The following is a 26,090-nucleotide window of genomic DNA, read 5'->3' on the forward strand; positions in this document are numbered from 1 at the left end:
GCCTGGCCTCGACGGCGGCGTTCTGGACTCCGATAAAAAAAACCTTCGCCTCTCGAAACCCTAGCAATACAATAGCCTGATTGATTGACATGTCGGTACAGCGCTGGGCAATGTTTCCCATTTGAGGCCCTATCAACCCATCGACGCAAGGATTCGTTCTGGCGAAAGCGGCAGATCTGTCAGTTCAATGCCCAATGCATCGTTGACAGCGTTGACTACCGCCGCTGCAACCGGAATTGTTGCGATCTCGCCTACGGCCTTGGCGCCGAACGGACCGGTAGGCTCTCCCTCTTCGATCAGCAGGACACGCATCCGCGGCATCTCGGAGGCATTGGCCAAAGTATAGCGGCTGAAGCTGTCCCCACGCATCCGGCCAGTGACCGGGTCGACCGCAACATCCTCGTAAAGGGCATACCCAATACCGATCTGGATTCCCCCATGGATTTGGCCTTCCACCAGCATTGGGTTGATCGCTCGGCCGACGTCATGGGCGGCAAGATAGTCCCTGACTCGTACGCGGCCTGTGAGCCTGTCGACCTCCACTTCTGCAAAATGCGCGGCGTATGAGCCTGGATTAGCTTGAGCACGGTAGGTTTCAGTTGCCGCAGGCAATTCCGCCCCGCGCCCGACCATGCGACTGGCGAGTTCCGCCAGCGTAACACGTGAACCGTCAGAGCGGCGCACCGCCCCCGCCTCCAGCCACAGTTCATCGGCTTGCGTGTTCAACTCTAGCACTGCCGCCATTCTGATAGATATCCCGAGCGCAGCGCCTGCCCGGCGGATCGCTTCGCCGCAGATGTAAGTCATGCGGCTGGCCCGCGTGCCAAGGTCATAAGGGCAAGTGTCAGTGTCGGCAGGAACGATGGCGATGTCTCTGGCCCGCAGGCCCAACGTCTCCCCAGCGATCTGTGCGAGTGTCGTGTCGGCACCGCAACCGAGATCATGCAGAGCGCAGACGAGTTCAACTCGCCCGCTAGGTAGAAGCCGCAACGTAGCCGTGGTCTCCTCATGGAAACCTGGATAGCAGCCGTTGATATGCGTGGCAGCGGCGACTCCCACTCCGCGACGCCACCTTCCGGCGCCGGCGCCAGTCTGCCGGCGTGCGCTCCAGTCGAATGCGGCCGCTCCGCGCATAAGGCAGTCCCGCCCGCGGGCGTTTCCGACATCAAGTCCCTGCAAGGGTTCGATCGCGCCAGGACCAAGGAGATTTATGAGGCGCAGAGCCACCGGATCCATCTTCAGCCGCCTCGCGGCAATATCGAGGGTAATCTCGGCTACTGTATGTATTTGCGGCGACCCGTAGCCGCGAAATGCACCCGAAGGAGTCGTATTCGTATAGACAGCACGCCCGCGGTAGCGCTCGGTAGGGACGTCGTATAGCCGAACGAGCCGTTGAAGCATCGAACTCGGCAGGTAGTTGCCTCCGGTGCAGTAGGCGCCGATATCCACCAGCGCTTCTGTGTCACGCGCAAGGATCCGGCCGTCAGAGCTGAGCCCGATCCGCATCCAACCTGTCACGCTTGACCGGGTACGGGTCGCCGTAAAGGTCTCGTGGCGGTTATAGCGGACCATGACGGGCCGCCCAAGAGTCAGCGCAAAGAAGGCGCACAAGGGATCGAGAATTGGCTCGGCCTTGCCGCCGAAGGAGCCGCCGATGGGGGTCTTCACCACCCTTATTTTCTCCTGCGGCAACTTCAGCGCCTGGGCTACGACTGCCTGCACGGCAAAGACGCTCTGGCACGGCGAAAGAAGCAGGATACGACCGTCGGGTTCGGGTCTGGCGATGCAGGCGTGGGTCTCTATGGCACAGTGGTGGCTGCGCGGAGTGGCGATGCGCGCTTCAACGATCAAATCTGCCGCAGCAAACCCGGCCTCTGGATTGCCGTGTACGAAGACCTCATCGGCGACCGGGTTCCTGAAGGTGGGGACATCGTCTTCTCGCACCGCGTGTCCGGCATGTGTCAGGGCAGCTTCTGGCGCAAATATAGCGGGGAGATCAATGTACTCCACCGCGATCAGACGTGCCGCATAGCGAGCTATCTCCTCCGTGTCCGCCACCACCGCCGCGACCCTGTCGCCTATATGGCGCGCCACGGGCGCGAACATACGCTCGTCCCTCAACGCGCCCTGCCCCGCAAACCAGATCGAGCTATTGTAATGGTGCGCAGGTGTGTTTTCGTGCCAGAAGACAGCTCGTACCCCCTCGACCGCCAGCGCAGCGTGAGCATTCACGTAGGCGATCCGAGTGTGAGGACGCGGACTGAAAACCAGTCCGCAGTGCAGCAGCCCATCGACGTCCATATCCGCCGTGAAGCGTACCGCTCCGGTGACCTTTTCCACACCGTCGATTAGCGGCACGCGGCAGGAGATCTGATTCATTCGACGGCTTCCTCGAACAGCCGATCACGCGGGCTCAATCCCAGCGCCTGCGCAATCAGATCCAGCCCCACTCCAGCGATGGCGCGACGCTTGTAAAGCTGCGAATTTCGACCAGGAATCGCGGCGTCGACTTCAGCGGTCAGTGCAGACAGGAAGTTCCGCAACACAGCGACTTCCAGTTTGTGGCCAGAGAGTGCTGCCGCTGCGAAAGATAAGATCAGCGGAGCGGGGCTCAGCGCACCGGCCGCTATCCGCACAGCACCGAAGCAACCATCATGGAACTCGGCCGCCAGCGCGAGGTTGAGACGCGAAATGGCCAAATCCTGTCGAGGCCCGAGTTTGACGAAGGCACTCCGCTGCAGAAGGCCACCTGCTTGCATCGTCACGTCCGTGATCAGACCGTGGGCTGGCGAATAATCCCCAAGAGGGATTTCGCTCTGCGTACCGTCCTGGCCAATCAGCCTCAGCCGCGCCCCTACAACAGTCAGCACAGGCATGAGATCGGCAGCGGGAGCTGCATTGGCGATGTTGCCTCCGATAGTGGCACGATTGCGGATCTGGACAGAGCCGCATTGTGCCGCCGCCTCGCAAAGAGCGGGCAATCTTGCCCTGAGCCCGGAATGCGAGGCGAGTGCTGCGACTGTGGTGGCAGCGCCGATGCAAATGTCCGAGCCATCCGTGGAAATGAGGGCCATATCCGCGACACGCGTGATATCGACCAACAAGCCGGCTTCCGGCAGCGCGCGTCCGGCAATCAACATGTCCGTTCCTCCGGCGAGGTAACGCACAGGAGTCCTCCATGAAACGATTGCTGCCTGCAGTTCGGCAAGGTCGGCAGGAACGGCTATGGCCAGCGGAATCATCGCCCCATCCCCTGCCGCGCGGCAGCTTCGGAAGCGACGGCCTGCACTATGGTCGCGAACCCCGTGCAGCGGCAAATGTTGCCTGCCAAGCCTTGGCGGATCTCTGCTTCATCAGGACAAGGATTGGCGAGCAGCAGGCCTTCGGCAGCGAGGATCATGCCGGGCGTGCAATAGCCGCACTGCACAGCCCCTGTGTCCAGAAATGCTTGTTGCAGCCCACTTAGGTCAGCCTTTCCGAGCCCTTCTATCGTGAGGATCTCGCGCCCCTGGGCCTGGAAAGCGAGCATCAAACAGGAATTGACCGGCTTCCGGTCCAGAAGCACGGTGCAGGCGCCACATTCGCCCTCGCAGCAGCCTTCCTTAAGACCCACCAAGCCAAGGGCATTTCGCAGAAATCCGCTTAATCGCAGCAGGGGCCAGATTTCGGCCTCGATGGCTGAACCGTTTACAGTTACCGACACCTTCATGCGTAAACCTCCCGATGACCATTATGCCGAAGGCACACCGATCAAAGGCGTCGATGCGGAGACTAATTGTGTCATGCCGATTGGATTTCTAGCCACTCGAAGGCAACACCGAGATGGCGGCAGTCATTCCCGGTAGTGGAACCTAGCACTACTTTGGCAGTTTAGGTTTGAGGGCGTGTGCGGGCAGCTTCTGACAGTGAGGACATCTGCGGGGTGGCGATCGCGTGAAGAGGTCGAGAATGGCTTGTCTAACAGCTGGCATGCTCGGTTGTGGCGGTGGTCCGCCGACTCTTTTTTTTTTCGTCCCGCTGCTTTGAGGCGGCGGGCTTGGAGAAAGGCGTAGGCGATCATGGTCATCAAGGCATGTCGATGTAATCCAGTCCATGATCGGCCTTCGAAGTGGTCGAGGCCGAGTTCCTCCTTCAATTGCTGATGTGCCTGCTCACAAACCCACCTGGCCTTGATCGTGGCGGCGAGCATCTTGAGGCTCGCATCGGCCGGTAGGTTCGACACATAGTATTTTTGCTCGCCAGTCGACCGGCGTTCGCCGACGAGCCAGACCTCGTCGCCTGGCATGCATTGCACGCGATTGTCGAGCATCCGGTGCTTATGACCATCCGCAACGCGGACACGGCGAGCCGCAAAGAGGCATGTCAGCCGACCTTTAGTGCCGCGCCGCCAGCTTATCTTGTGCCATCTCTCACCAGACAGCATCACCTCGGCAGAGACCGGCGGCTGGTCTGGGACATGATATTGGCGGCGCCTGCCGGTGGTCGCGACCGGGAAGATCAGATCAACATCGGCCGGATAGACGTTTTGGCGTCGCGATAGTCCTACAGCCCACAGCAGACCGCGCTCACTTAAAGCCTGACGAAAAGAGCTGCTCGACCCGTAACCCGCGTCGGCAAGCACGCAGCCGAAACGCACGCCGGAGGCGATGATACGATCGATCTCTTCGATGGCGATCTCCGGCTTTGTCAGAGCGACCTGTCGATCCTTCGGGACGCGCGCCCGCATCATCCGCTCGGGATCATTCGTCCAGGTGTCGGGCAGGAAGAGCCGAAGGCCCACCATCACCGGCACTTCGCGCGAGGCCAGGGTCACCGACACCAGTGACTGGCAATTGGACGTCTTGCCAAGCGACGAAGCGTATTGAGGCGCGACACCAACCGAATGTTGTCCCTTCTTCGGTAACGCTGTGTCGTCGATGACGAGAAAACCCGCCTCATCGCCGACCAGGCGATCTGCCTCCTTCAGCAGGGCGGCCTCGAGCGGGGCGCTGTCCCAAACCCCTGCCGCGACGAAATGATGAAGCTGATCGTAGCCGACCTCGCCAGTGCGCGCGGCCATCGGTTGTACGCTCTTACGGTCGCCCGGCCCGATCAGACCAGCAATGTACAGCGGACACATCCGGCGCCGAGCTGGATGCGAAAGACCTGCCAAAAACGGTTGAAGCCAGTGCTCGAGATCGGCTTGCCAGTCCACATCCATTGATCGGCCCTCCACAAGCCGACCTCCCATGAATCACGCAAACTCTCTCTTGGGAATTCCAAAAACGCGCCGCCGCTAAAAATCTGCCAAAGTAGTGCTAGTGTCCCGATCCGCGGGCCTGTTTGTCGAAACGCAAACAATTACGAGAATGTTTTGAGAGACGGATGCTTTGCCAAACCCGCTAACGCGAGCGCAACCGCGGGCGAACGAGCATGCCTCCGAAAACCATCACATAGCCCAGGAAAGCGGCTGCCCATGCGGCGCCAGAGAGATAGACAAGCACCTCGTGACCCGGGGCAAACGCCGCGCCGATCCGCAGTGCCGCCGCGAGCAAGATTGCCACATAGACCGCGCACGTTCCGGAAGTCGCCTGTAATGCGCGCCCCGTGTGCCCCAAGGTAGAGCGGCTCATGATTGCGAGGGTCATGCAGGCAACCGCACCAACCCCGAAAGCGTGCGCGCCCGCAGCTGACGGGACCATCGCCGGAGTAATGGCAGACAAACCGCACAGCAGAAGGCCGGCGGGCACGAAAACGAAGGCGAGATGCAGTATCAGTACCAGCGGATCGCGCAAGGTGCGGTCTCCAGCCCAACGGAGGAGCCGTATCGCGTTGAGCGCTGCGGCCGCAATCAGCAGCAGACCGGTCCCCGTCTCCATGGGAGAGAAAGTCCAAGCCGCGAGTGCGATTGCCGAAACCAGGATGGTCAACGTATCGAACCGGCCGAACGGGGCCGGCAGACGCCCCGGATTCTCGCGTACCAGCCAGTTGCGGGTGAAACTCGGGATGATACGTCCACCAACGATCATGATTAGGACGATTGCGGCGCCAATCGCGAGCCGGCGGCTTATGTCCGAAATGCCGTTGAGATGCGCTTCGATATGAAACGCCACGTTCGAAGCAAAGAGGACTGTTACCGGCGCCAGTACCTTCAGGTTCCGCCAGTTCCGACCGGCGACGATTTCGATGCCAGCGGCAGTAATGACCGCAAGCAGGAACGTGCAATCCAGCGCCGCGGCAGCCTGCCAGCCGATCAGCGCCGAGAAGAATACCGCAATCCGTCCGGCAAGCCAGGCAACGACGAGCGCCAGCAGAGGGACCCCCTGCACGGGCAGCCTTCCGGTCCAGTTCGGAATCGCCGTCAGCAGGAAACCGGTCACGATGGCCGCGAGGTAGCCGAACAGCATTTCGTGAATGTGCCAGTCCACGGGCACGAAGGTGCTCAAGGTCGCCAGCCGGCCATAGAACAGCGGCAGCCAGAACAGAACCGCGCCGCCCGCGTAGAATGAGCCGAGCAGGAAGAATGGCCTGAAACCGTAGGAAAGTATCGCCGGATATCTTCCCTGCTGTGTCCGTGGGATTGCCATGCCGCGCCTCCAAGGGTCGTGCGAAGGGCGGCTTTCGAGGCAGACGCGCTTCTTCAGTACTGAGTGCTGATGCGATAGTTTGTAGCTTCGCCATCAATCGCAAACTTTGCCGCAGCGCAAACAATTCGGCGATCGAAAAACCCAAGCGCGGCAGGCTTCCTGCCGATTGCCCATCGGTGACATTGTGGCAGCTGGAAAATGACCATCTCGAACCCTCTCCGGCTTCGGACTGATAATTCGGCCAACGTCGGAGAGCTGATCCGCAGCAATCCGGGAGGCAAAAGCACGAAGCTTATCGTGAGTGGACCTGCATGATGGGAAATGACGGATGCGTGGAGTCGATGTCATCTTACTCCAGCATTAGGTCCTGGTAGGCGCGCCTCGCCTTGAGAAAATAGTCAACGGGAAAGCCAATCGGGACCCCCTCAAGCGCCGCGGCCAGCATCTCAAGATGGGCATCAAAGCCAGCACATGCCTTTGCGATATCTTCTCCCTTGGGCAGCCGCAGAACCATCAGCAGGTGTGTTCCGTCCGCAGTCGCGTTCAGCTCCCAACGCAGCGGGCGCATCGTCTCATCGTCGCTGCTCCATGAGTACTCGAGCAGTCGCGGCGGATCCAGTTGAAGCACGGTGCTCTTGATCGTCCGCCCGCTTTCTGCAAAGTCGATATGAACCACGCCACCAGCCCGTAGCTCGATGGAGCCGGGCGCGAGCCACTGCGCAAGCGCCCGCGGCGCGGTAAGCATATGCCAAATAACATTTCTATCATGTCCGATATGCCGATCGAGCCGCGCTTCAAAACCATCGCCCACGTGCCTGATTTGGCCTACCTGAACGCCACTTTCACTCATTGAACTCCCCTGTTGCTAAATTTCGCCGGCGGCGTTGAACACCTCCACCCTTCGCTCCAACGAACCTATCTGCTCAACCTGTGCAGCAGCGCATTGAATTTAAGCCATTGGGCGGGCTTGGCTTGGCGAAGAACGGCACAGGCCCTGCCGGCCGAGCGGCAGGCGGCATCCGTTTGTCCAGACTTCGCCAGTAGCTCGAGACTTGGACCAGGAGGTCCGCCAGTCCGGCCAGCTCATTACAGTCACCGCGAGGATGCGCAACGTCGCGCTCGGTTGCGCTGGTCCGGCCGGCGGCCATGTCACCACTCCTCGCTGTCTACAATGCCAAGGTGCTGTTTGGCGGCCGCGCTCATCTTCTGTGGCGACCAAGGCGGCTCATAAGTCAGGATGACGTCGACGAATTCGACACCCGGAACGTCCAAGGCGGCATCGCGTGCCCCCTCCTTCAGATAGTTGGTGGCAGGGCAGCCACGTGTCGTGGTGGTCATCACGATATTGACTACTCCGCCGTCGTTGACCAGGACGGCGTAGATCAGCCCCAAGTCGACGATGTTGTGGCCGAGCTCCGGATCGATCACGAGGCGAAGCGCTTCCTTGACCTTCTCGTCGTCCAGTTGCGATTCCGTTGCGATCATCATACCTCGGCCTCCGACGTGCCGCCCGCGCGGCGAACGGCACGTTTCGCCTCGATGCCCGTCTCAGGCCGCCTTCAAAAGTCTGCCGATCTCGACGCGCCAGACCACCGGCCCCCTTTCCAGATAGGTCCAAGAGAACTGCTGCGGATGTTCCGCCTCGAGCTGATAGTAGAGGGGCTTGGGGTCATGGTCGTTGATCAGGACGAACTTTCCGCCTGGCACAAGCTGATCGACAAGCTCGAAGATCTTCTGGTGCCTTTGCATGGGCACCAGGGTGCGGACATCTATTTCGTTGATCTCTGTGTCTGTCGTGTGCGCCATTGATTGTTTCCTTCGATTGCAGTGACGAGGGCGGATTCCGGTCCATAGCGGGCCGCCGCGGCAGGAGGACAATTTGCGTTGCGTCCCGGGCGAGACAGTCACTGCTAAAAGATACATTGTCAATATATGTTTTACACCCACTCTCCGATCACGCTGAACAGGGTTGCAAAACATACCTCTGCGGCACATCTTTATGCCGTTGGATCGTCGGGACAGCGTATGGGGTTCCGCCAGGAGGTTCTTGAATGCGGCTGACGGATTTTTCCGACTATTCCTTGCGCTTGCTTATGTATGCGGCAGCCAAGGGCGACCGACTGATCACCATCGAAGAAACCGCTCAAGTTTACGGCATTTCGCGCGCTCACCTGATGAAGGTGGCCAATCAACTGACGCGCGCCGGTTTCCTGAAGGCGGTGCGCGGCCGCTCCGGAGGCCTGGCGCTCGCCAGGCCTCCGGAACGGATCCGGCTCGGCGACGTGCTGCGGGAAACGGAGCCAGATTTCGCGCTAGTCGAATGCTTCAGGAGCGACAACAGCTGCCTTATCACGCCGCGTTGCCGCCTGCGCGGCATGCTGAAGGAGGCACTCGCCGCCTTTTCGGAAACGCTCGATCGTTACACCTTGGCCGACCTTCTGCTCAATCCCGAGGATTTCGGCATCCAGCCGGCGGCATAACGGTTGCCGGCGACCGCTTCACCTCGTCGCATCCGCTTTCACTTGCCGATTCGTTCGATAAAAGATACATTATATGTATATCTTTTGGAGTGCGGACCTTGGTGATCAATTTGTCAATTGCCGTACTGCGCGCGCTGCGCGCCCCGATGCAAGTCCGCGCACTGCCAACGGCGGCTCTGTCACGTCAGGAGCGACTTGGCCTGATCTTTTCGGCCATCGAGCGATGCGGGGTCAACTGCCCCGCCTGCGTCACCTGGGCGCTGGAGCAGGATAGATGCCAGGCAGCGTTGGACGTCGAATTGACCGAAAGGGGACAATCATGGTGAGCAATTCGCACGATTTCATCCGGCCCACCAACGAGGCCGAGCTGGCCCATCTCGAATCCTTGGTTCGAGAGGAATACGACAGGAATCATCCCGGTGAAACCTTCGACGACATGAAGCGCCGTCTCTCCTTTTCGAAGGAGGACCAAGGCCTCTATCGCGACTGGATGGCCCTTGCCGGGGCTCGGGCCGAGGCTGCGAGCGCGGCAAGTCCGGTGGCGCTGGCCGGCTGAAGAACCCGATGATCGAGCGGGGCAACGGTGGAATCGGAGCAACCCGCGGAAGGTTCTCGATCCCATGCGGACCTGGCCAGCGCAGCATTCCGCCTAAAGGTTTACAGCATGGCCGTACGTCGTCACCGACAACTGTATCTTGTGAGATGGCCCTGCGCCTTTGCCGTTCAGCGCCAGCGCGGAGCCCGGAGTCGGCGGTTCGATGCTCTTCGGCCGACAAAGCCGCTCGAGGTCGATGCCTTCGCACACAACCTGCGCCGAAGGCCGGCCTAGAGGCGCCGGGCATCGAGAATGCGGCCTGGAGGCGTCCAACAGCAACCCACCATCGGATCGAAGGCGCCCTCGGCCGGTGCCAGACGCGAGGCTCCGCTGCAATATGTCCACTGGGCTGTTGCACCGCACCACTTCGTTGATGCCGTGCAACATCTTCCCACGTCCATTGGGAGAGAGCCTGAGTTCGGCGGGGTCTTGCGTGGAAAAGCGTCGCAGTCTGGACCGCTTGCGGAAAAAGCCGTCCGCATGACATGGTGTGGCTGGAGAACTTGGCAAACAGGAATGTGCAAGAAGCGAGAAGCCTGATGAGTCATCTCGACCGCTCGCTGATCGCCGGTCTGGCCACGTTCGAAGGCCTGAACCCGGCGGAACTCGACCGCATGATTGGCCAGGCGCGCTCGCTGCGCATTGCCAAGGACCAGACAGTCTTCGAACAGGAGCAGGATGCGCATTCCTTCTTGCTGTTGCTGGATGGCCATGTCCGAGTCATCAAGACGACACCGGAAGGGGAGGAAGTCACCGTTCGCTACATCACTCCTGGCGAACTGATGGGCATCGCCAGTGCCCTTGGCCGGACGACTTATCCGGCCAGCGCCGTCGCCGTCGTGGACTGCGTGATGCTGGCGTGGCCCAGCGGCCTGTGGTCGGAATTCGCCACCGCTTTTCCAAGTTTCGGCGCCAATGCGTACCGCACGGTCGGCAACCGGCTACAAGATGCCCATACGCGTGTTATCGAAATGTCAACCGAGCAGGTCGACCAGCGGGTTGCTCACGCTCTGCTAAAACTGGTGAACCAGTCCGGAAGGCGAACCGACGAGGGTCTCCTGATTGACTTTCCGCTGTCCCGCCAAGACATCGCGGAAATGACCGGAACGACCTTGCATACTGTCAGCCGTCTTATGTCAGCCTGGGAGGGAAAGGGCTTGGTCAGAAGCGGGCGCCAGAAGGTGATCGTCGTGGAGCCTCATCGTCTACTCATGCTTGCTGAAGGCAGGGTGTAGAGAATTTAGGGGGTGTCGATTCCGCTCTTGGAAGACGCCGCAGCTTCCAGCGCATGGCGCAACGCCACTTCATCCAATTCGTGCTCCCGGGCGGCGGCCGAAACTGTGTGGAAGGACGCGATCGGACAGCCAACGCACAGCATGCCGTTGCGAATGACCACGCGGATAGTTTGCGGCCATCTGCGCATGATCTCATCCATGGTCGTATCGTCATCGAACGGTGATTCCATTGTCGCCATCCACTTGCCAAGTGATCACACAAAAGAGGGGCAGAATTCCGTTGCCCATAGCAAACCGGTGGGACCACGGGAGCCTGTCGCTCAGCCTCGCCGGATCACAATGCGATAGTCTCCTTCGGGCCGGAGCGCGCCGCGCCAGCGATGACCGCGCGCCTCCAATTCCTCCAAAAGGAAAACGGGCTCGCGCGGCAGCAGCGCCGCGAGCGTCTGACCGGGCGACAGCGCCTCGACCCCTTCCAGCGTCCGTACCATCGGCTCCGGCGGCTCCAGATCACGGTTGTCCAGTTCGACGACAGGGGTCGACCAGGTCTCGTTCGCAGCGCCGATCCCGTCTGCCGCGGACTTCGGTTCCGTAACAGCACCACTCGATTGTCCGGCGGCCGGCGTAAAGGTCACCTCCCAGTCGCCACTGCCGATCTCGCGCGCCGACGGCTCAAAGCCACGACTGCCCAGGACATGGAAGAGAGGGATCGGCTTGAATGTGGCAAGCAGCCGCAGCCTCTGGCCAGGAACGAGCGCGGCCACCGCCTCCATGATTGCAGTGAAGGGTTCCCCACCTTCACGGAGGATCTGACGGACGTCGAGTTCGTAGTCAGGGTGGGTCATTGCGGTCTCCATTTGTCTGAATTCAACGGCAGCCTGGGCAGGAAGAGGCGCGGACGCAACGCGCCTTCTGGCAGGCGATTGTTTTCGGGCACGTTGCAGAGGCGGCGCGCCAAGACGAGTTCGACGACAATGGCCAGTGTCGCAAGCAGCGTCGCAACGGCCGCAGCACGAAACAAGTCCGGCAGGTCGACGAGCAAGGCCTCCGTCCCGGCCAACACGCCGAGGAAATAGAGCGCGAACCAGATCCAGGCGCGCCGCTCCATGACGAGGTCCTGCACGCGTGGCGTCGGCTTCTTGCCCATGACCGGACCGAAACATTCCAGCCAAGTCAGGAACGGTACTATCTTATAGAGTTGCGACAGCCCAAGTCCGGTCAGCCAGCCGAAGGCGACGAGATAGAGCAGCGCGCCGAGGTGTCGTTCCAGTGTTCCAGTCTCAAGAAGAGCAAGGAGCAGCAGCCCCGACAATGCGAGCGCAAAAAAGGCCCCTTGAGCTGCGCGGCTGTTCAACTCGATGGTGCGACGCTTGCGGTGGCGGTAGAAGAAGCCGAGATCGAAGCCATAGATGATGACGCAAGCCATCCCGAACACGACCGCCAGCAATGGGGTCTGGTTGGTTGCCTCCCGGAGGCCTGCTTTTTCCACGAGGGCGGCGATTGGCGAGGCGAGCGCCGTCAGCGCCAGCGCGGCAACCCCGCCCCACCAGACTGCACGGCTGCTAGCGCGCTCCCTGTCCGGCGACAGCATGAACATCGGCAATAGCCGATAGGAGACGCCGAGCGCGGTGAAACTTAACCACCCGCCAAGCCCCATGGCGATATGGACGGGAAGCGCTTGCGTTCGGAAGTCGATCTCTGCCAGCGCTGGAAGAAAGCCCGAAAGCAGCAGCGCGAAGAGCCCACCGAGCAGCGCCGTGACGAGGACACATGTCAGGCCCACGGCGACGAAACGCGCTGGAAGCGGCAGGCCGCCACCCCACAGCGAGGCGCCGAGCACTCCGGCGACCATCAGGAAGCCGGCGGGAAGAAGCGTGCCTGCGAGGGCAAGCAAGGATATGCCCGTCTCGAACACGCCCGCCAGTTGCAGGAACCCCGCCAGGAGAAGAGCGAGCCCAGCCAAAAGACATATCAGGGCCGGCAACACCAGCCGTTCCCAGCGCAGCGGCCGTGCGACAAGCACCGGGACGAATTGAAACAGGGCGCCACACATCAGCAAGCTGAGCCACCCGATAGTCACCATATGCACAAGGACCAGCGTTTCAGGCGCCTGCGCCGCCACTGCGGGGAAGCCGTAACCCGCGACCATCAACACTTGGGCCGCGACAAGAAAAACCAGCGCCGCGGTGAAATACGACATCGTCCAGCGCGAAAGCGCAGTGCCCATCATGGCCATTTCCTCTCAGCGACTTCCAGACTCGGGGGCGCATCAGAACCGTCGAAGCTTCGCCAGGGATGCTCCAGAGAACAGGTTTTGACACCATCGACCATAGAAGACTCCTCCTGAACGAGGGGACGCGCGCCAAAAAAACGGCAGCTGAACCCAAAGCTAAGCCGGCGCGGCTCGCCGGACTTTGTCGAAGCGCAAACTTGTTTGCAGAGCACTGACTGTTCGATGTCCAGCCAGGCCGCTGAGATACTGGCGTGAGGCCCTTTCCTCCCCTTGTGGCCGAAGCTGCTCATTATGTACTCTGGACGAGAGTAAATGCGAGCTTGCGGCCCGGGAATGCGCCGGCTCCAGGTGACGTGGAACCCGTTGCACATCCTGGTCAGGTCTCGGAGGATTCGCTCCAAAACCGCGCCGAGTTAGTCGGGCGATCGGCATCCTCTGTTGTTGATCCAATTGTAGGAACCAAGAATATTTAATGCGCGGATACACAGCCCGGCGGCGATCTGCCCGAGATCAGTACAGCCAACGTCAAACAGGCATGGAACTGCGCCGGCGCAGGTCGAGCGACCTGTGGAGGCTTGGCTGCAGGCGGCGAATTCCGCTCCGCGAACCCGCCTTGGCCTAGGCGCTCCGGTCGATGACGCGTCCGTCAGGAAGCACGAAATAAGCCCGCGTCGCTCCGGCGTTGGCGAGAGCTTGAGAAGCGCGGTCTATCGGCATGAGGGAGAGGGCGGTCGAAAGCGCGTCGGCGCAGGCCGCGGTTGGCGCGATGACGGAGACGCTGAGATAGCGATTCGCACACGAACCCGTCGCGGGATCAAAGATGTGATTGAACCTCCCTGCGGCATCGAATTGAGTCCCGTAGCCGCCTGATGTGGAGATGGCTTGGTTGTCGAGAGCAAGTTTTGCAATGAGGCGATTCTCGGCGCGCGGATCCTTTATCCCGATCGACCAGGGCCGACCCTCGGGGTGGGCATCGAGAGCACGTGTTTCTCCCATATCGACGAGTGTGTGGGTAACCCCACGGGCGCGTAGCAGCTCGGCGACCCGATCGGTGATGTAGCCCTGGGCGATCCCATTCAGAGTCAGCCCCATGCCGGACCGCCCGAATGCCACTTTCCCTGCGTTGACCGTCACTTGTTGGTAGCCGCATTTGGCCGCGGCACCTCTGATGTCCGCCAGTGACGGTCCGTTTGGGTCGGCGTTCTCCACGCTGAAATGCTTCGCGTACAGCGTCCAGAGCGGCTGCACCGTCGGGTCGAAGGCGCCGTCGGTTGCGCGAGCATAGCGCTCGGTCGTCCCCAGAAGCTCGACGAGTTCCTGCGGCGGATCGGCGAGTTCGCCATCGCGGTTCAACCTGGATAGAGCGGAGGTGTCATCGTAGAGGCTGAACACACGCTCCAGTCGATGCACCTCGGCGACCGCATCCGCGATAAGGCGCTCGGCCTCAGCGGCATCGGGATGATATAGCTGCAGCGAGGCATCGGCGCCGAGTGCGACACCGCGCCATTCGTGGAACAGCGGCGATGCCTGGCCCGGCCGCGCGAAACCGGTTCCAAGCGCCGCAAGGCCCAGGCCTGTCACGGCGCCGCTGATATGGATGAAGCGGCGTCGGGTTATCTGGCTGGCCAGCATGCCCTCCTGTTTCAGCCCGTCGCGCAGGATTGTTGAAGGCTTTGTCATTGCTTCACCGCAGGTTTAGGCAAAATGGAATCCTCGGCCGAGACGTCGAGGCCGTGACTGCTCTCGTCGCTGTCCAGGATGTAGTTCTCCGGGATGTCATCGAAGCGCACGATGGTACCGCCGTGGGCAGCTATGAATGACCGGGCGGCCTTTTCATCGGAGAAGGGCACCGCTTCCTTGCCGCCCATGCCGGCGTTGTAGTCACTGCCGAGCGCGTACCATGCCTCATGCGCCTCCACCCAGGCTCCGGCCTCGGGGCGCTCCCAGTTCCTGGCCTTCGCCATGTCGTTGACATAGATAGCGACAACGTCCTTTGGCTCACCCGGGAGAATCGAAAAGGCGACGGCATCGCGAACAGACGAGAACCAAAGCGGCTCGGATTTGCCGACACGGAAAGCCTGCGCCTTCGGACCGCCGTGTTCTAGCAGGCCCATCGAACAGAAGTAGGCGACAGATGTGGCCGTCGGCTCCTGCGGTGGCGGCTTGGGCAGGCTGGCGATGTCCTGATTGCAGCCGGCAAGCAGGATGAAGAGGGCAGCGACCAGTGCGCCGAGAAAAGTTGCGCGTATCATGGCTCTTTCCTTGAGAAGACGAAGGCGGCGAGGGCGAGTGGCACGGCCACCCAGGCCGCCAGCGCGGTCAGCAGCACGGCCCGGCCGAACTGCATCTGCTCGGCAAGGCCGGCCATCCCGGCGAACAGGCTGGTTTTAGACAGCCCAGCAAGATTGAGGAGCCGGAAGATGTCCGCGGGATCAAGGAGCAGCAGCCAGTTGAAGGAGGCGGCGCTGATTGTCCTGCCCTGATCCGCGACGAGCAGGCCGAGGAGCGCCATGTCGTAGAGAAGGACCAGAACCAGCCAGATGCCGATGGCGAGGCCTGCCGCGGTCGCACGCTCGCGCACAGTCGCGCTGATCAAGTATCCGAGAGCGACGAAGACCGCGCCGAGCAGGATTGATGAGCAGACCATCCGCGCGAAGCTGCCGAGGCTGTCGGGATCGAACTCGCCGGCCGCCAGGGCGAGTGCTGCTCCGGCGGCACCGTAGCCGACCACGGTCGCGACCGTCAGGATCGAGAGGTGCCCGAGGAACTTGCCGAAGAGAATCTGCCAGCGCGACAGGGGATAGGAGAGAAGAAGCAGAAGCGTGCCGCGATCTCGCTCCCCGACGATTGCGTCATGCGACAGGAGGAGCGCGATGAGGGGAACCAGGAAAATCGTCAGGCTCGACAGGCTGACGACCGTGACTTCGAGCGGGCTTGCGCCGACCACGCCTGTGGGGGCGCTACCGACAAACGCAAGCGTCAGCGCCAGGCCGGCCATCAGCAGGACGGCGCCAAGGGCCCAGCGGTTGCGCAGGCCGTCGCGTATCTCGCGGCCGGCAATCGTTGCTATGGCATTCATTCAGCGGCCTCCCGTGTAAGCTCGTCGCAAAGATCGACCAATGTCGGCGGCATCACTTCGATGTCGGAAACGCCTTCCAGGAGCGAGACGCTGCGGATCGCCTCCATCTTGCCATCGTCGGCGCAGGTGAGCTCGAAGCGCAGCTCGTCGAGCCACTGCACGGCGCGCCGGGCGGTGAATTCCCGCGCCGCACTCCCCTCGGCAATTCGCACCCGAATCCGAAGCGGCAGGTCCGCCAGGCGGCGGAGTTCCGGAAGCGCGCCGCATGCAACCATACGTCCGGTCTTCATGATGGCGATGCGGTCGGCCTGCTCGATGTCGCTGAGCGCGTGCGAGGAAAGCAGCAGCGTCGCTCCGGCACCGCGTAGCTCCGCCATGACGTCGTAGAACATCTGGCGCGACTCGATGTCGAGGCCGGTTGTCGGCTCGTCGAGGAACAGGACGCGCGGCTCGCCAAGAAGCGCCTGCGCCAATCCGAGGCGCTGTCGCATGCCTTTCGAATAGGTGCCGACGCGGCGGCATGCGGCGGCGGCGAGCCCCACCCGTTCCAGGAGCTGGTCGGCGATGCCGAGCGGCACCTGCTTGAGACGGCCATAGAAACGCAGCACCTCGCGGCCAGTCATGGCCGGAGAGAAGGCGACGTTCTCGGGCAGGAAGCCGATCCTGCGCCGGAATGCCATGGCCTGGCGACCAGCCGGGTTCTCGCCGAGCAGCGTGACGCGTCCGGCGGTTGGCGTGAGCAGGCCGAGAGCCATCTTGACCAGCGTGCTCTTGCCGGCTCCGTTGTGCCCGACTATCGCAACGCACTCGCCGGGCGCGACCGAGAGGTCCACGTCGCGGACGACATAGGCGTCCCCATATCGCTTGGACACGCCCTCCATGAATATCGTTGGTGACAAGGTCATGGCTTCACCTCCAGCGCTGGCGGGATGGGCGCCATCAGCGGCGCGCTGTCGATGACGCCGCCGGGATGGAGCGCGGGGAATTCCGTTTGGGCCCAGCGGATGACCTGCACGGCCGGGCTGTTGATGAGGAGTTTGGCCGTCGGATAGGTCCACACGACCTTGTCGAAGATGTCGTTCGGGCGGTAGGCCGTATCGGCGATGCCGTCGCCATTCAAGTCGAAACCCGGATTGTCGCTCCAGTAGTTGCCGCGCCCGTCCGCAGACCAGTCGAGCGACCGTGTCCCCACGTAAACGACCTGCGAGCGGTTATGAACAAAGGCATTGCCGGTCATCCGGTTGCGCTCCGAACCCGCGGTGAAATGAATGCCGACAGCGCAGCCCTCGAACCAGTTGTCGGCGAACAGGTTCTTGTTGGCGTTGTAGATGAAGACGCACTGGTCGCTGCGCCGCACGACATTGTCTCTGATATCCGCGTCGTTGGCGTAGTTGAGCAGAAGGCCGTGATCGCCATCGTCTTCCGACAGGTTGCGGCGGATCACCAAGCGGCTCGAATACATGATGACGTAGCCGTCATGGTTGCCGCGCGAGACGTTGTCGCTGACCTCGCTGTCGTTCGTGTACATGTAGTGGACGGCGAAGCGGACGTTCTCGATACGGTTGCCGCGAAAGACGTTGTTGCGGCTGGCGTTGGTGAAAATGCCGTCACGTCCGCCAGTGATGTAGTTGCCGATCACCTGCGCCCCCGGCGCGTTCCAGACATAGACGCCGTTGCCGAGCTCGTTGGTCCTCAGGTCCGTTCGTCCGACGATGCGGTTGTTCCGCACGATCGCGTTCGCGGCGCCGTGAACATAGACGCCGACCAGGCTGTTCTCGATCCGGCTGTCCTCGATGATTGCGCCCGCGGCGTCGTCTTCGAGGAAGACCGCCGCGTCCATAGGATCGTCGATGCCGGAATTCCGTATCGTGAGGCCGCGCATGACGACGTTCGGGGCAACCACCTCGACGGTGCGGCCCCGACCCTGCCCGTCGAGCACGGCGCCTGACTCGCCCTCGATCGTGAGAGCGTGGTCGATCCTAATCGGGCCCTGGTACACGCCGGCGGCGAGCCTCAGCGTATCGCCGGAATGCGACGCGGCGATCGCCTGGCGAAGGCCGTCCCCCCCCGCAGGGACGGCGAGGGTTTCTGCCCGCCCCGCCCCTGGGAGGAGGAAGGCGCAGGCGGCGACGAGGGCCGCCGCAACTGCGCTCCTGCTATGCCGGTGCCGGATCATGCCGGCTGCGGCTCCACGATCATGCGCCCGGCCATTTCCATATGCAGGGCATGGCAGAACCATTGGCAATAGTACCAGTGGACGCCTGGACGATCGGCGACGAAGGTCACGGACGCGGTCTGCTGTGGCCCGATCTCCATTGCAACGCCGTGGCGCACCATGGTGAAGCCATGGGTCAAATCCTCGACATCGTCCATGTTGGTCACGGTGATGGTGACCTCGTCACCCTGCTTCACCGTGAACTTGTCGAGGCTGTAGGCCGGCGCGACCGAGTGCATGTAGACGCGCACCTTGTTGCCGTCGCGGATGACGTCGGCGGCTTCCTCGAGCTTGACGCCGTCCTTCGCCGCCTGCTGGCGCGCATCCTCCCACATCGGGTCGTCGCGCTTCCAGATGATCTCGGGCCGGACCTTCGAGCGATGGACCAGGCAGATGTCGTGCGGTTCCGCGAAGCTCGGGCCGTCATGGACCAGGCGCATCTCGTCGCCCGAGATGTCGATCAGCTGATCATTCTCCGGATGCAGTGGTCCGACCGGCAGGAAGCGGTCCTTGGAGAACTTGTTGAGCGACATCAGCCATTTGCCGTCCGCCTCCTTGGTCTCGCCCATGGAGGTGTGGTTGTGGCCCGGCTGATAGTGGACATCGATTTTCTGGATGATCGGGTCGACCTTGGCACCGCCGTAAGCCTGGATCGCCTTATCGAGGTTCCACTTCACGACCTGACTGTCGAGGAACAGCGTGGTGTAGGCGTTGCCCTTGCCGTCGAATGCCGTGTGGAGCGGTCCGAGCCCCAGCTCAGGCTCGGCGACGACGACGTCGCGCGGCTTGATCTTGTCGTCGAACAGGTCGTCGAAGCGGCGTACGTCGAGAAGCGTGACGGTCGGCGAGAGCTTGCCGGCGATCGCGATATGGATGCCGTCGGGCGCTGTGTTGCAGCCATGTGGATTATTGCCGGCCGGGACGTAGCGCGTGTAACGCGAGCCGTGCCGCCCGTCCACCACACGCACGCCGTTGATCTCCTTGTAGTCGCCTTTCTTGATAGCATCCTCGATGCGCTTGATGTTGAAGACCACCACCCAGTCCTGGTCCGCGGACGTCATGTCGGCGAGCGTAACGCCCCGCTCCGAGTTGTAGCAGGTCGAGAAAGCGTACTTGCCCTGATAGTCGGCGTCGGTGTTGTCGAGATTGCCGTCGACCAGTACCTGCCAGGCGATTTTCATGGTATCGCCGTCGATCGCCGTGAAGACCGACCAGTACTGCTTGGGATCGTCGAGGATCTTGCCGTCGTTCGGGATCGGGATGATGTGCTCGCTGTTGGCGAACACGTATCCGGTCCGCGGATACTTCTGCGGGCGCAGCCCGTGAATGTCCGATGCATTAGGAACCTCGATGATCTTGTCGCACTTCATCACGTCGCAACGGATGCGTGCGACCCGGCAATTGGCCTTGTCGTTGACGAACAGGTAGCGCCCATCATACGTGCCGTCCGTGAACGACATGTGCGGGTGGTGCAGATCACCGTTGTGGTAGACGCCGCCGCGCGTGGCAAGGAATGCCTGCGTGGTCGGCATCAAGCCTTCCGTCAGCACCTTGCGGCTCTCGTTCGTGATTCCCCAGCCGGTTGCGCTGCAACGGTTGAAGACCGGAATGCGCATGATTTCACGCATGGAGGGCAGACCGATGATGCGCACCTCACCGCACTGGCCGCTCGAGCTGAAACCGTAGTATTCGTCCAGGTCGCCCGGCCGGATTTCGCTTGTGGCCTCCTTGGCGTTGGCAGGCCTGGTGAATCCGGCAACGCCAACGGCTCCGCCGCCGGCTGCGCTGGCCAGGCCGGCCAATATGGCAGCCTTGCCGCTTCCCGTCAGAAGCTTGCGGCGGCTTACTCCCGGTTCCTCCGGCCTATCATCGTTGTTCATTGGTTCTCTCCTTCTGTTGACGCGGCCTGGCTGGCCGCAGGTTTCCGTTCCACGGATGGCTCGCGACCGTTGACGGTCACCAGGACCCTCGGTTTGCGCTTTGTCTCCGGCAGCATGGACGGTGACTGCAGGGCCAGGAACTTCTCGCGCTTGATGCGCTTCTGGATCACCACCGGACAGCGTTGGTCGTCGTGGTAGAGCACCTGGCAGTTGAGGCACTGGATGCATTCGTTGGGATTGATCGTCCCCTCCGGATGAATCGCCTGTACGGGGCAATCGTTCGCGCAGCGTTGGCAGGGCGAGCCGCATTCCTTGTAACGCTTCAGCCAATCGAACATGCGCACACGGGCCGGGATAGCCAGGGCGCCGCCGAGCGGGCAGAGGTAACGGCAGTAGAAGCGTTCGATGAAAAGTCCCGGCGCAAGGCAGCCGACGGCGAACAGGACGAACCACCACTCGCGCGCGAAATGCAGGATGATCGCGGTCTTGAAGGGCTCCACTTCGGCCGCTTCCTCGGCAAGGCCGAGCGAGCCGAAGGAAAGGCCGAAAAGCGCGAGGAAGATGATGTATTTGAACGGCCACAGGCGCTGATTGAGCCAGAACGGCACGCGGATTTGCGGAATATGCGCCCAGCGCGCCAGCCGGTTCGTCCACTCCTGCAGCGCGCCGAACGGGCAGAGCCAGCCGCAATAGGCGCCGCGGCCCCAGAACAGCAGCGCCGCAGCGACTGCCGCCCACAGGATGAAGATCAGCGGGTCTCGCAAGAAATAGTCCCAGCGGAAATCGCCGCGCAGCGAGTTGAAGAATGTGAGGATGTTCACGACCGATAGCTGCGCGTGCTCGTACCAGCCGAGCCAGAGAAGCGTGAAGGCGAGGTAGCCAAGCCGGATGCGCTCGTAGGCGCGCGGCCATTTGACGAGGAAATCCTGGAAGAAGAAGATGCCGGTGAGCACGCCGATTGCGACGAGCATGATGGCGATGTCGAACATCCGCGCTTGCCACATCCGCTGCCAGAGCGGCGGCTCGTCGTCCGCCGCTGCCGTGGTTAGCACGGTCGCCGATGTCGGTGCGGCCGCTGCCAACGGCGTGGCCGTCGTCGGCGACGAAACGGGTGCGGTCAGGTACTTGTCGGGGGCTGAGTAGTCGAGCCCAGTCGTGACGAACGCCTTGTCGAGCGCGCCGGTCGCACGTTGCACCAGAAGCTGGAACCGCCATGGCGCGCCAGGATCGAGGTTCGACCCGTCGGGCGTGACGAAGATGCCGATCTCGGGGAAGTCCGGCGCGCCTTCTGCGGCCAACGCGCCGATCCGCCGATAGTTGCGATCGCGAAACCGTATGCTGCTTTCGCTCTGGATCATCTCGATGCGATCGAAGATGCCGCCACGCACATAGCCGGAGCCGCGAAAGGAATAGGGTCCGTCGCCGGCAACGAGGATCGCCTGCTGGCCGGGCTTCAGATCCTGGCGAAGGCGATCGTATTCGGCATCGCCGAGCATCGAGCGCCCAACCGTCGGCACGCTTGCCAGCGCAACATAGACATCGACAAATGGGGCATTCGGGTCCCCGTCCTGCGGACGGGCGATCGCCGCGGCATTGCCCGTCTGCTGGAACAGGTCGTTGAGTTCCTTGTTCGTGATTGCAAGCCTGCGGACCGATCCGTCGCCGAGCAGGGCCTGCCAGGTTTCGACAGCGCCTTTGGTCTGATCGATCGAGCGGTGGGCCGGCTGAGCCGCGACATTTGCGGCGCCCTTGTCCAGGCCGCGCGACCGCGCGATTTTGATTGCCGACTGCGTCATGCTGTCGGCGATAACCATCATGGTCACCGTCGCGCCACTGACTATGTCGACAGGTGTGCGGCTCGCCTCGACCGGGTCGAGGACACGCCGTCCGACGAAACCGTCGATGTAATGGTCGATTTTGGCTTGAGGGATGCCGACCAAAACAATTGGCTCGTGATGCTCGACGAGCTTTGCGCCCGTGACCTTGGCGTCGAGGTCGATTCCGACAACGATATTGATAGGTTTGCCGGAATAGCCGGTTGCATCGACAACATCGTTGGTGAGGAAGACGTAGCCGACGAGGTAACCGCCCTTGAGCAGCTGCGCTGCGGGCGGATTGCCCTCGACGTCGCCGAAGCGATCGGCGCCAGGATCGATGTCGGACACATTGACCCTGCTCAGGAATTCGCCGAGTCGCCCCGCCGCCCTCGCCTCGTCGGCCAGCCATAGAATAGACAAGAGCAGCAGAAGGATGGCCGCAAGAAGCTGATGCGGCATCGGTTTCCGCCCGAATTCGATATATCGTTTCATTATCGCTGCCGGTCGTGGACATCTGAGGCCCAGTCGACGGTGACCGGGCAGGCGCTATCCTTGGACCGAGCGCAGGAACCACTCTTTGATCCAGCGCAATGAAGAACCATTTGGAATTGACGTTAATTTGTCCGTCCATCGCGGAGGCGAACATCCATGAGGCGGCTGAACGAAGAACCCAGAGCGCGACCGCGCGATGTCCTTGCACTTCTTGGTCTGGCCATGACCATGGAAGAAGCGTCTGCGCGGCGCTACGTCGAGCTGGCGACGCGTATGGAAAAGCTGGGCGCAATGGAGATGGCGGGCGCTTTCCATGCGCTCATCGAAGAGCAGAGCGACCATATCGAAGAAATCGTCCGCCGTGCCAATCAGTTGACGGGCGCATCGCCGCCGGCACTTGCCGATCCGCGCGGGTTGCCTTCCGAAATCGCCCGATCGTGGGACGAGGCGGAGGCGAGCGCGCTGCTCAGCCCGTACCGGATCCTTGGCGTTGCGGTGGACAACGAGATGCTGGCTTTCGCCTTCTATTCTTATGTCGCAGCGCAAAGCAACGATGCGACAGTCCGGGCGACGGCGGAGTGGCTCGCCGGAAAGGCGCTCGATCACGCGGCAACACTGCGTGCCGAACGGCGTCGCGCCTATCGACGCGAAGGCGCCGGGCGAGCCCGCGACGAGAGGCCGATGCTTGATGCCTCCTCTCTGCCGGAGTTCGCGCGACAGAGTCGACGACTGGAATCGCGTGCCGCAGCCTTCCACCGACGGATTGCTTCACGGCTTACCGCTTTGGGTGAGGATGCGGCGTCGAAAACGGTCGCCGAGGTTGCCGAGCGGGAGAGCGCGGCCGGGGTTGAAGGCGCCAACGAGACTGATGAGGCAGCGACAGTGGACCTAGCGCATGCTGCCACGCCGTCGCCGCTTCTGCGCTCGGCGCTCGGTGAGGCCGAACGGCTGCACCAGGCCTATCTCGACCTCGCCGATCACACGCGCGACGAACAGGTGCTGGTCGCCGCCCAGCAGGCCGCGGATCGAACCATGCAGAGCCTGGCCGCCATCGCAGCGCGGTGGCACCTGTTCCGCTGATGCTGCGGGCACCAATTCTGGAAGCGGGTGCGTTCAAACCTAACTTGGCATCCCGCTCCATCTGTTTGAATAAGCCGCATTTTTTGCAACGTCAGCAAATACCCGCCTGGCTGAAAAAATTCCCGGCGGGGCGTACTATTGACCGATCTGCTTGAACAGATCGTCGAAAACCTTCTTGGCCTTGCCGGCCTGATTGACCGACTCAGCTGCCTTCAGATTGCTGCTTGGATCGCCGACCACGACAAGCGCGACCATGCCCATGCCATAGTGGGGATTGCACTTGACTCCGTAGACGCCGGGCTTGGTGAACGTGACGGTGAGATCCTTGTTCATCTGCCCTTTGAACGGCTCGGCACCTTCCGGCAGCATACCGGGAATCGATTCGACATCGTGCCCCTTGTCCTTGGCGACGAAATGGACCGTGTCGCCGGGCGCTATTTTGAGGAAGGATGGTTCGAGCTGAAACATGCCGTGCTTGCCCATGTTCAACGTGGAGACCTCGAATTCGGCGGCATTCGCAGCGCCGGCCCACGTTAGAACAGCGGCGGCGATGAACGGTATAAGTTTGAACGAGCGCATTTCTTCTGATTCCCTGTTTGATGTGGATAACGAACTTTGCGTGTGGCCGGCTGTCTATCAGCCGTATCCGTCACGAACTTTGCGCCAGGACAAACACGCTCCTGAAAATGTGGCTTCGCCTCGATAGCCAACGACCCTCAAATCGAGCGCAACGGCTTCCCACTCAGTCGTCACCCCGCTCGATGGGGTGCGTTCTGAAGAAACGAAAGAGCGTGTGTGACTTTGGCATATCGCAAAGAAGCGCGGATCGTCGCCGGCTAGAGTGCTTCCAGCAGCACCGAGCAGGAGAACTCCATTGCAAGCCTCAATCCTGGCGAAATACGGCGAGGCACGCCTGCCCCGCTATACCAGCTACCCAACGGCACCGAGTTTCTCCTCGGCGGTCGGCGCCCACGAATATGGAGACTGGCTGGAGAACCTGCCGGCCGGCGATCCGGTATCGCTGTACCTGCACATTCCGTTCTGCCGCTCGATGTGCTGGTATTGCGGTTGCCATACGACGATAACCCGGCAGGACCGCCCGATCCTCGACTATCTCGACGTCCTGCGTGAGGAAATCGAAATGGTAGCCGCTCGGGCTCGCGGCCGCTTGCCGGTGGGGGAAGTGCATTTCGGCGGCGGCACGCCGACCATCATCTCCCCGGCGGAATTCCTCGCGCTGATGGCGCTTATGCGGGAGCACTTCGCGTTCTCCGACACGACCGGGACCGCCGTCGAGATCGATCCACGCGGGCTTACCGCCGAGATGGCCCATGCGCTGGGCGCCGCAGGTGTCAGCCGCGCAAGCCTTGGCGTCCAGAGCTTCGATCCCGTGGTGCAGAAGGCCATCAACCGCATCCAGAGCAAGGCGCAGACCGCCGAGGCCACCGACCGTCTGCGCAGCGCAGGCGTCGGCGGCATCAATTTCGACCTGATTTATGGCCTGCCGCATCAGACGGTGCAGTCTTGCGTCGAGACGGCCAGTGCGGCAATCGCCATGCTTCCGGATCGCCTGGCCGTGTTTGGCTACGCACACATCCCAACGTTCAAGAAGCACCAGCGGATGATCGATGAAACCAGTCTGCCCGATACCGCGGCACGCAACGAACAGGCTAGAGCGATCGCCGAGACGCTGGTCGCGGCAGGCTACAGGCAAATCGGCCTCGACCACTTCGCGCTGCCTGGAGACGATCTCGTCCAGGCGCAGGAAGCGGGAAGGCTGAGACGCAATTTCCAAGGCTACACCACGGACAATTGCGACACGCTGATCGGCTTCGGCGCTTCGGCAATCGGCCGCACGAAGAACGGCTATGTGCAGAACGAGGTGGCACCGGGCCTCTACGCCCAACAGATCGCCTCCGGACGTCTGGCGACCACCAAGGGTTACCGCTTGACCGAAGAGGACAGGGTCCGTGGCGAGATCATAGAACGACTGATGTGCGATTTCAGCGCCGACATTGCGGCAATCCGCAACGCTCACGGCTTTGAGCCGTCGCGACTTCTCGGCAGCAAGGAGAAGCTGGCGGAACTCGAGCGCGACGGCGTGCTCGACGTTCGGGATAGCGTGGTCCACGTCAACCAGGAGTATCGCTTCGTCGTCAGGGCGGTCGCTGCGGTCTTCGATGCCTATCTTGACCAGTCCAAATGCGCACACGGCAAGGCAGCATAACGCGCGGGAAGGCGATCGAAACTGCCTGAAAACCTGCAATTCGCGACAGCAGGCCGCATCGACACAAGGTTCCGCGATGACCACAGAACCAGCCGTCGTTCAGAGGTGTGCAAACTCACCCTGAGTTCGTCGATCGAGAGGGACGAGCCGGCAACGAATGCCAGCTCTCCCATCCGGCGATCGGCGACCAC

23 protein-coding genes and 1 pseudogene are annotated in these 26,090 nt (G+C 62.0%); 5 read left to right on the plus strand and 19 right to left on the minus strand.

Annotation, left to right across the window (positions count from 1 at the left end; genetic code table 11):
- Positions 1-132: 132 nt before the first annotated feature.
- The 8 genes and pseudogenes from FJ970_RS31640 to FJ970_RS31675 all read right to left on the minus strand — a co-directional run bounded on the left by FJ970_RS31640 (position 133) and on the right by FJ970_RS31675 (position 8,372).
- The gene (locus FJ970_RS31640; RefSeq protein WP_140763183.1) at positions 133-2,379 is read right to left on the minus strand and encodes a xanthine dehydrogenase family protein molybdopterin-binding subunit; all 2,247 of its coding nucleotides are present in this window, start codon (positions 2,377-2,379) and stop codon (positions 133-135) included.
- On the minus strand, positions 2,376-3,242 hold the full coding sequence (locus FJ970_RS31645; protein ID WP_140763186.1) for an FAD binding domain-containing protein: 867 nt from the start codon (positions 3,240-3,242) through the stop codon (positions 2,376-2,378). The genes FJ970_RS31640 and FJ970_RS31645 overlap by 4 nt, the downstream gene beginning before the upstream one ends.
- Positions 3,239-3,709, minus strand: coding sequence for a (2Fe-2S)-binding protein (locus FJ970_RS31650; protein ID WP_140763189.1), 471 nt, complete (start codon positions 3,707-3,709; stop codon positions 3,239-3,241). Before FJ970_RS31650 ends, FJ970_RS31645 begins: the two co-directional genes overlap by 4 nt.
- A gap of 123 nt (positions 3,710-3,832) precedes the next feature.
- Positions 3,833-5,237 (minus strand): annotated as a pseudogene (locus tag FJ970_RS31655) (IS701 family transposase).
- Positions 5,238-5,381: 144 nt separating this feature from the next.
- Complete coding sequence (locus FJ970_RS31660) at positions 5,382-6,566, minus strand: NnrS family protein (protein ID WP_140764361.1); 1,185 nt, start codon at positions 6,564-6,566, stop codon at positions 5,382-5,384.
- 349 nt (positions 6,567-6,915) lie between these two features.
- Positions 6,916-7,416, minus strand: a complete 501-nt coding sequence (locus FJ970_RS31665) for an SRPBCC family protein (RefSeq protein WP_140764358.1) — start codon at positions 7,414-7,416, stop codon at positions 6,916-6,918.
- Positions 7,417-7,715: 299 nt separating this feature from the next.
- Complete coding sequence (locus tag FJ970_RS31670) at positions 7,716-8,054, minus strand: metal-sulfur cluster assembly factor (RefSeq protein WP_140764355.1); 339 nt, start codon at positions 8,052-8,054, stop codon at positions 7,716-7,718.
- A gap of 60 nt (positions 8,055-8,114) precedes the next feature.
- A complete protein-coding gene (locus FJ970_RS31675) occupies positions 8,115-8,372 on the minus strand; it encodes a DUF2249 domain-containing protein (RefSeq protein WP_140764352.1) in 258 nt (85 codons plus the stop codon).
- A gap of 245 nt (positions 8,373-8,617) precedes the next feature.
- Between FJ970_RS31675 and FJ970_RS31680 the strand changes: the two genes are divergently transcribed.
- The 3 genes from FJ970_RS31680 to FJ970_RS31690 all read left to right on the plus strand — a co-directional run bounded on the left by FJ970_RS31680 (position 8,618) and on the right by FJ970_RS31690 (position 10,876).
- Positions 8,618-9,046, plus strand: coding sequence for an Rrf2 family transcriptional regulator (locus FJ970_RS31680; RefSeq protein WP_140764349.1), 429 nt, complete (start codon positions 8,618-8,620; stop codon positions 9,044-9,046).
- A 319-nt stretch (positions 9,047-9,365) separates the two neighbouring features.
- Positions 9,366-9,602 carry a hypothetical protein gene (locus FJ970_RS31685; RefSeq protein ID WP_140764346.1) on the plus strand — a complete coding sequence of 79 codons (237 nt, stop codon included), beginning with the start codon at positions 9,366-9,368 and terminating at the stop codon, positions 9,600-9,602.
- A gap of 578 nt (positions 9,603-10,180) precedes the next feature.
- Positions 10,181-10,876 (plus strand): Crp/Fnr family transcriptional regulator, encoded by a 696-nt coding sequence (locus FJ970_RS31690; protein WP_140764343.1) that lies wholly within the window; start codon positions 10,181-10,183, stop codon positions 10,874-10,876.
- Positions 10,877-10,881: 5 nt separating this feature from the next.
- Here FJ970_RS31690 and FJ970_RS31695 read toward each other — a convergent pair whose 3' ends face one another.
- The 10 genes from FJ970_RS31695 to FJ970_RS31740 all read right to left on the minus strand — a co-directional run bounded on the left by FJ970_RS31695 (position 10,882) and on the right by FJ970_RS31740 (position 22,559).
- Entirely contained in the window at positions 10,882-11,106 is a 225-nt protein-coding gene (locus tag FJ970_RS31695) for a DUF1858 domain-containing protein (protein ID WP_140764340.1), read from the minus strand.
- Positions 11,107-11,196: 90 nt separating this feature from the next.
- Entirely contained in the window at positions 11,197-11,721 is a 525-nt protein-coding gene (locus tag FJ970_RS31700; RefSeq protein ID WP_140764337.1) for a DUF2249 domain-containing protein, read from the minus strand.
- Positions 11,718-13,106, minus strand: coding sequence for a hypothetical protein (locus tag FJ970_RS31705; RefSeq protein ID WP_140764335.1), 1,389 nt, complete (start codon positions 13,104-13,106; stop codon positions 11,718-11,720). The genes FJ970_RS31700 and FJ970_RS31705 overlap by 4 nt, the downstream gene beginning before the upstream one ends.
- A 621-nt stretch (positions 13,107-13,727) precedes the next feature.
- The gene (locus FJ970_RS31710) at positions 13,728-14,741 is read right to left on the minus strand and encodes an FAD:protein FMN transferase (protein ID WP_140764332.1); all 1,014 of its coding nucleotides are present in this window, start codon (positions 14,739-14,741) and stop codon (positions 13,728-13,730) included.
- Between the two features lie 44 nt (positions 14,742-14,785).
- Complete coding sequence (locus tag FJ970_RS31715) at positions 14,786-15,361, minus strand: nitrous oxide reductase accessory protein NosL (protein ID WP_140764329.1); 576 nt, start codon at positions 15,359-15,361, stop codon at positions 14,786-14,788.
- Positions 15,358-16,188: an ABC transporter permease gene (locus FJ970_RS31720; RefSeq protein WP_140764326.1), complete on the minus strand. Its 831-nt coding sequence runs from the start codon at positions 16,186-16,188 to the stop codon at positions 15,358-15,360. Before FJ970_RS31720 ends, FJ970_RS31715 begins: the two co-directional genes overlap by 4 nt.
- Positions 16,185-17,093 carry an ABC transporter ATP-binding protein gene (locus tag FJ970_RS31725; RefSeq protein WP_140764323.1) on the minus strand — a complete coding sequence of 303 codons (909 nt, stop codon included), beginning with the start codon at positions 17,091-17,093 and terminating at the stop codon, positions 16,185-16,187. Before FJ970_RS31725 ends, FJ970_RS31720 begins: the two co-directional genes overlap by 4 nt.
- Complete coding sequence (locus FJ970_RS31730) at positions 17,090-18,364, minus strand: nitrous oxide reductase family maturation protein NosD (protein ID WP_140764320.1); 1,275 nt, start codon at positions 18,362-18,364, stop codon at positions 17,090-17,092. The genes FJ970_RS31725 and FJ970_RS31730 overlap by 4 nt, the downstream gene beginning before the upstream one ends.
- Positions 18,361-20,283, minus strand: coding sequence for a TAT-dependent nitrous-oxide reductase (gene nosZ, locus FJ970_RS31735; RefSeq protein WP_140764317.1), 1,923 nt, complete (start codon positions 20,281-20,283; stop codon positions 18,361-18,363). The genes FJ970_RS31730 and nosZ overlap by 4 nt, the downstream gene beginning before the upstream one ends.
- The gene (locus FJ970_RS31740; RefSeq protein ID WP_140764314.1) at positions 20,280-22,559 is read right to left on the minus strand and encodes a NosR/NirI family protein; all 2,280 of its coding nucleotides are present in this window, start codon (positions 22,557-22,559) and stop codon (positions 20,280-20,282) included. Before FJ970_RS31740 ends, nosZ begins: the two co-directional genes overlap by 4 nt.
- A gap of 189 nt (positions 22,560-22,748) precedes the next feature.
- Between FJ970_RS31740 and FJ970_RS31745 the strand changes: the two genes are divergently transcribed.
- Positions 22,749-23,672 carry a ferritin-like domain-containing protein gene (locus FJ970_RS31745; RefSeq protein WP_140764312.1) on the plus strand — a complete coding sequence of 308 codons (924 nt, stop codon included), beginning with the start codon at positions 22,749-22,751 and terminating at the stop codon, positions 23,670-23,672.
- Between the two features lie 135 nt (positions 23,673-23,807).
- On the opposite strand, the gene FJ970_RS31750 is transcribed toward FJ970_RS31745, so the two are convergent.
- A complete protein-coding gene (locus tag FJ970_RS31750) occupies positions 23,808-24,251 on the minus strand; it encodes a pseudoazurin (protein ID WP_140764309.1) in 444 nt (147 codons plus the stop codon).
- A 295-nt stretch (positions 24,252-24,546) separates the two neighbouring features.
- Between FJ970_RS31750 and hemN the strand changes: the two genes are divergently transcribed.
- Entirely contained in the window at positions 24,547-25,899 is a 1,353-nt protein-coding gene (hemN, locus tag FJ970_RS31755; RefSeq protein ID WP_140764307.1) for an oxygen-independent coproporphyrinogen III oxidase, read from the plus strand.
- Positions 25,900-26,090: the final 191 nt, after the last annotated feature.

It is taken from the genome of Mesorhizobium sp. B2-1-8, assembly GCF_006442545.2.
In the GTDB taxonomy this organism is placed as follows: Bacteria; Pseudomonadota; Alphaproteobacteria; order Rhizobiales; family Rhizobiaceae; genus Mesorhizobium.

What these genes read in the sequence shown, in the direction of transcription:
- FJ970_RS31640 (WP_140763183.1), bottom strand. Translation starts at nt 2,379, where the DNA reads ATGAATCAGATCTCCTGCCGCGTGCCGCTAATCGACGGTGTGGAAAAG.
- FJ970_RS31645 (WP_140763186.1), bottom strand. Translation starts at nt 3,242, where the DNA reads ATGATTCCGCTGGCCATAGCCGTTCCTGCCGACCTTGCCGAACTGCAG.
- FJ970_RS31650 (WP_140763189.1), bottom strand. Translation starts at nt 3,709, where the DNA reads ATGAAGGTGTCGGTAACTGTAAACGGTTCAGCCATCGAGGCCGAAATC.
- FJ970_RS31660 (WP_140764361.1), bottom strand. Translation starts at nt 6,566, where the DNA reads ATGGCAATCCCACGGACACAGCAGGGAAGATATCCGGCGATACTTTCC.
- FJ970_RS31665 (WP_140764358.1), bottom strand. Translation starts at nt 7,416, where the DNA reads ATGAGTGAAAGTGGCGTTCAGGTAGGCCAAATCAGGCACGTGGGCGAT.
- FJ970_RS31670 (WP_140764355.1), bottom strand. Translation starts at nt 8,054, where the DNA reads ATGATGATCGCAACGGAATCGCAACTGGACGACGAGAAGGTCAAGGAA.
- FJ970_RS31675 (WP_140764352.1), bottom strand. Translation starts at nt 8,372, where the DNA reads ATGGCGCACACGACAGACACAGAGATCAACGAAATAGATGTCCGCACC.
- FJ970_RS31680 (WP_140764349.1), top strand. Translation starts at nt 8,618, where the DNA reads ATGCGGCTGACGGATTTTTCCGACTATTCCTTGCGCTTGCTTATGTAT.
- FJ970_RS31685 (WP_140764346.1), top strand. Translation starts at nt 9,366, where the DNA reads ATGGTGAGCAATTCGCACGATTTCATCCGGCCCACCAACGAGGCCGAG.
- FJ970_RS31690 (WP_140764343.1), top strand. Translation starts at nt 10,181, where the DNA reads ATGAGTCATCTCGACCGCTCGCTGATCGCCGGTCTGGCCACGTTCGAA.
- FJ970_RS31695 (WP_140764340.1), bottom strand. Translation starts at nt 11,106, where the DNA reads ATGGAATCACCGTTCGATGACGATACGACCATGGATGAGATCATGCGC.
- FJ970_RS31700 (WP_140764337.1), bottom strand. Translation starts at nt 11,721, where the DNA reads ATGACCCACCCTGACTACGAACTCGACGTCCGTCAGATCCTCCGTGAA.
- FJ970_RS31705 (WP_140764335.1), bottom strand. Translation starts at nt 13,106, where the DNA reads ATGATGGGCACTGCGCTTTCGCGCTGGACGATGTCGTATTTCACCGCG.
- FJ970_RS31710 (WP_140764332.1), bottom strand. Translation starts at nt 14,741, where the DNA reads ATGCTGGCCAGCCAGATAACCCGACGCCGCTTCATCCATATCAGCGGC.
- FJ970_RS31715 (WP_140764329.1), bottom strand. Translation starts at nt 15,361, where the DNA reads ATGATACGCGCAACTTTTCTCGGCGCACTGGTCGCTGCCCTCTTCATC.
- FJ970_RS31720 (WP_140764326.1), bottom strand. Translation starts at nt 16,188, where the DNA reads ATGAATGCCATAGCAACGATTGCCGGCCGCGAGATACGCGACGGCCTG.
- FJ970_RS31725 (WP_140764323.1), bottom strand. Translation starts at nt 17,093, where the DNA reads ATGACCTTGTCACCAACGATATTCATGGAGGGCGTGTCCAAGCGATAT.
- FJ970_RS31730 (WP_140764320.1), bottom strand. Translation starts at nt 18,364, where the DNA reads ATGATCCGGCACCGGCATAGCAGGAGCGCAGTTGCGGCGGCCCTCGTC.
- nosZ (WP_140764317.1), bottom strand. Translation starts at nt 20,283, where the DNA reads ATGAACAACGATGATAGGCCGGAGGAACCGGGAGTAAGCCGCCGCAAG.
- FJ970_RS31740 (WP_140764314.1), bottom strand. Translation starts at nt 22,559, where the DNA reads ATGCCGCATCAGCTTCTTGCGGCCATCCTTCTGCTGCTCTTGTCTATT.
- FJ970_RS31745 (WP_140764312.1), top strand. Translation starts at nt 22,749, where the DNA reads ATGAGGCGGCTGAACGAAGAACCCAGAGCGCGACCGCGCGATGTCCTT.
- FJ970_RS31750 (WP_140764309.1), bottom strand. Translation starts at nt 24,251, where the DNA reads ATGCGCTCGTTCAAACTTATACCGTTCATCGCCGCCGCTGTTCTAACG.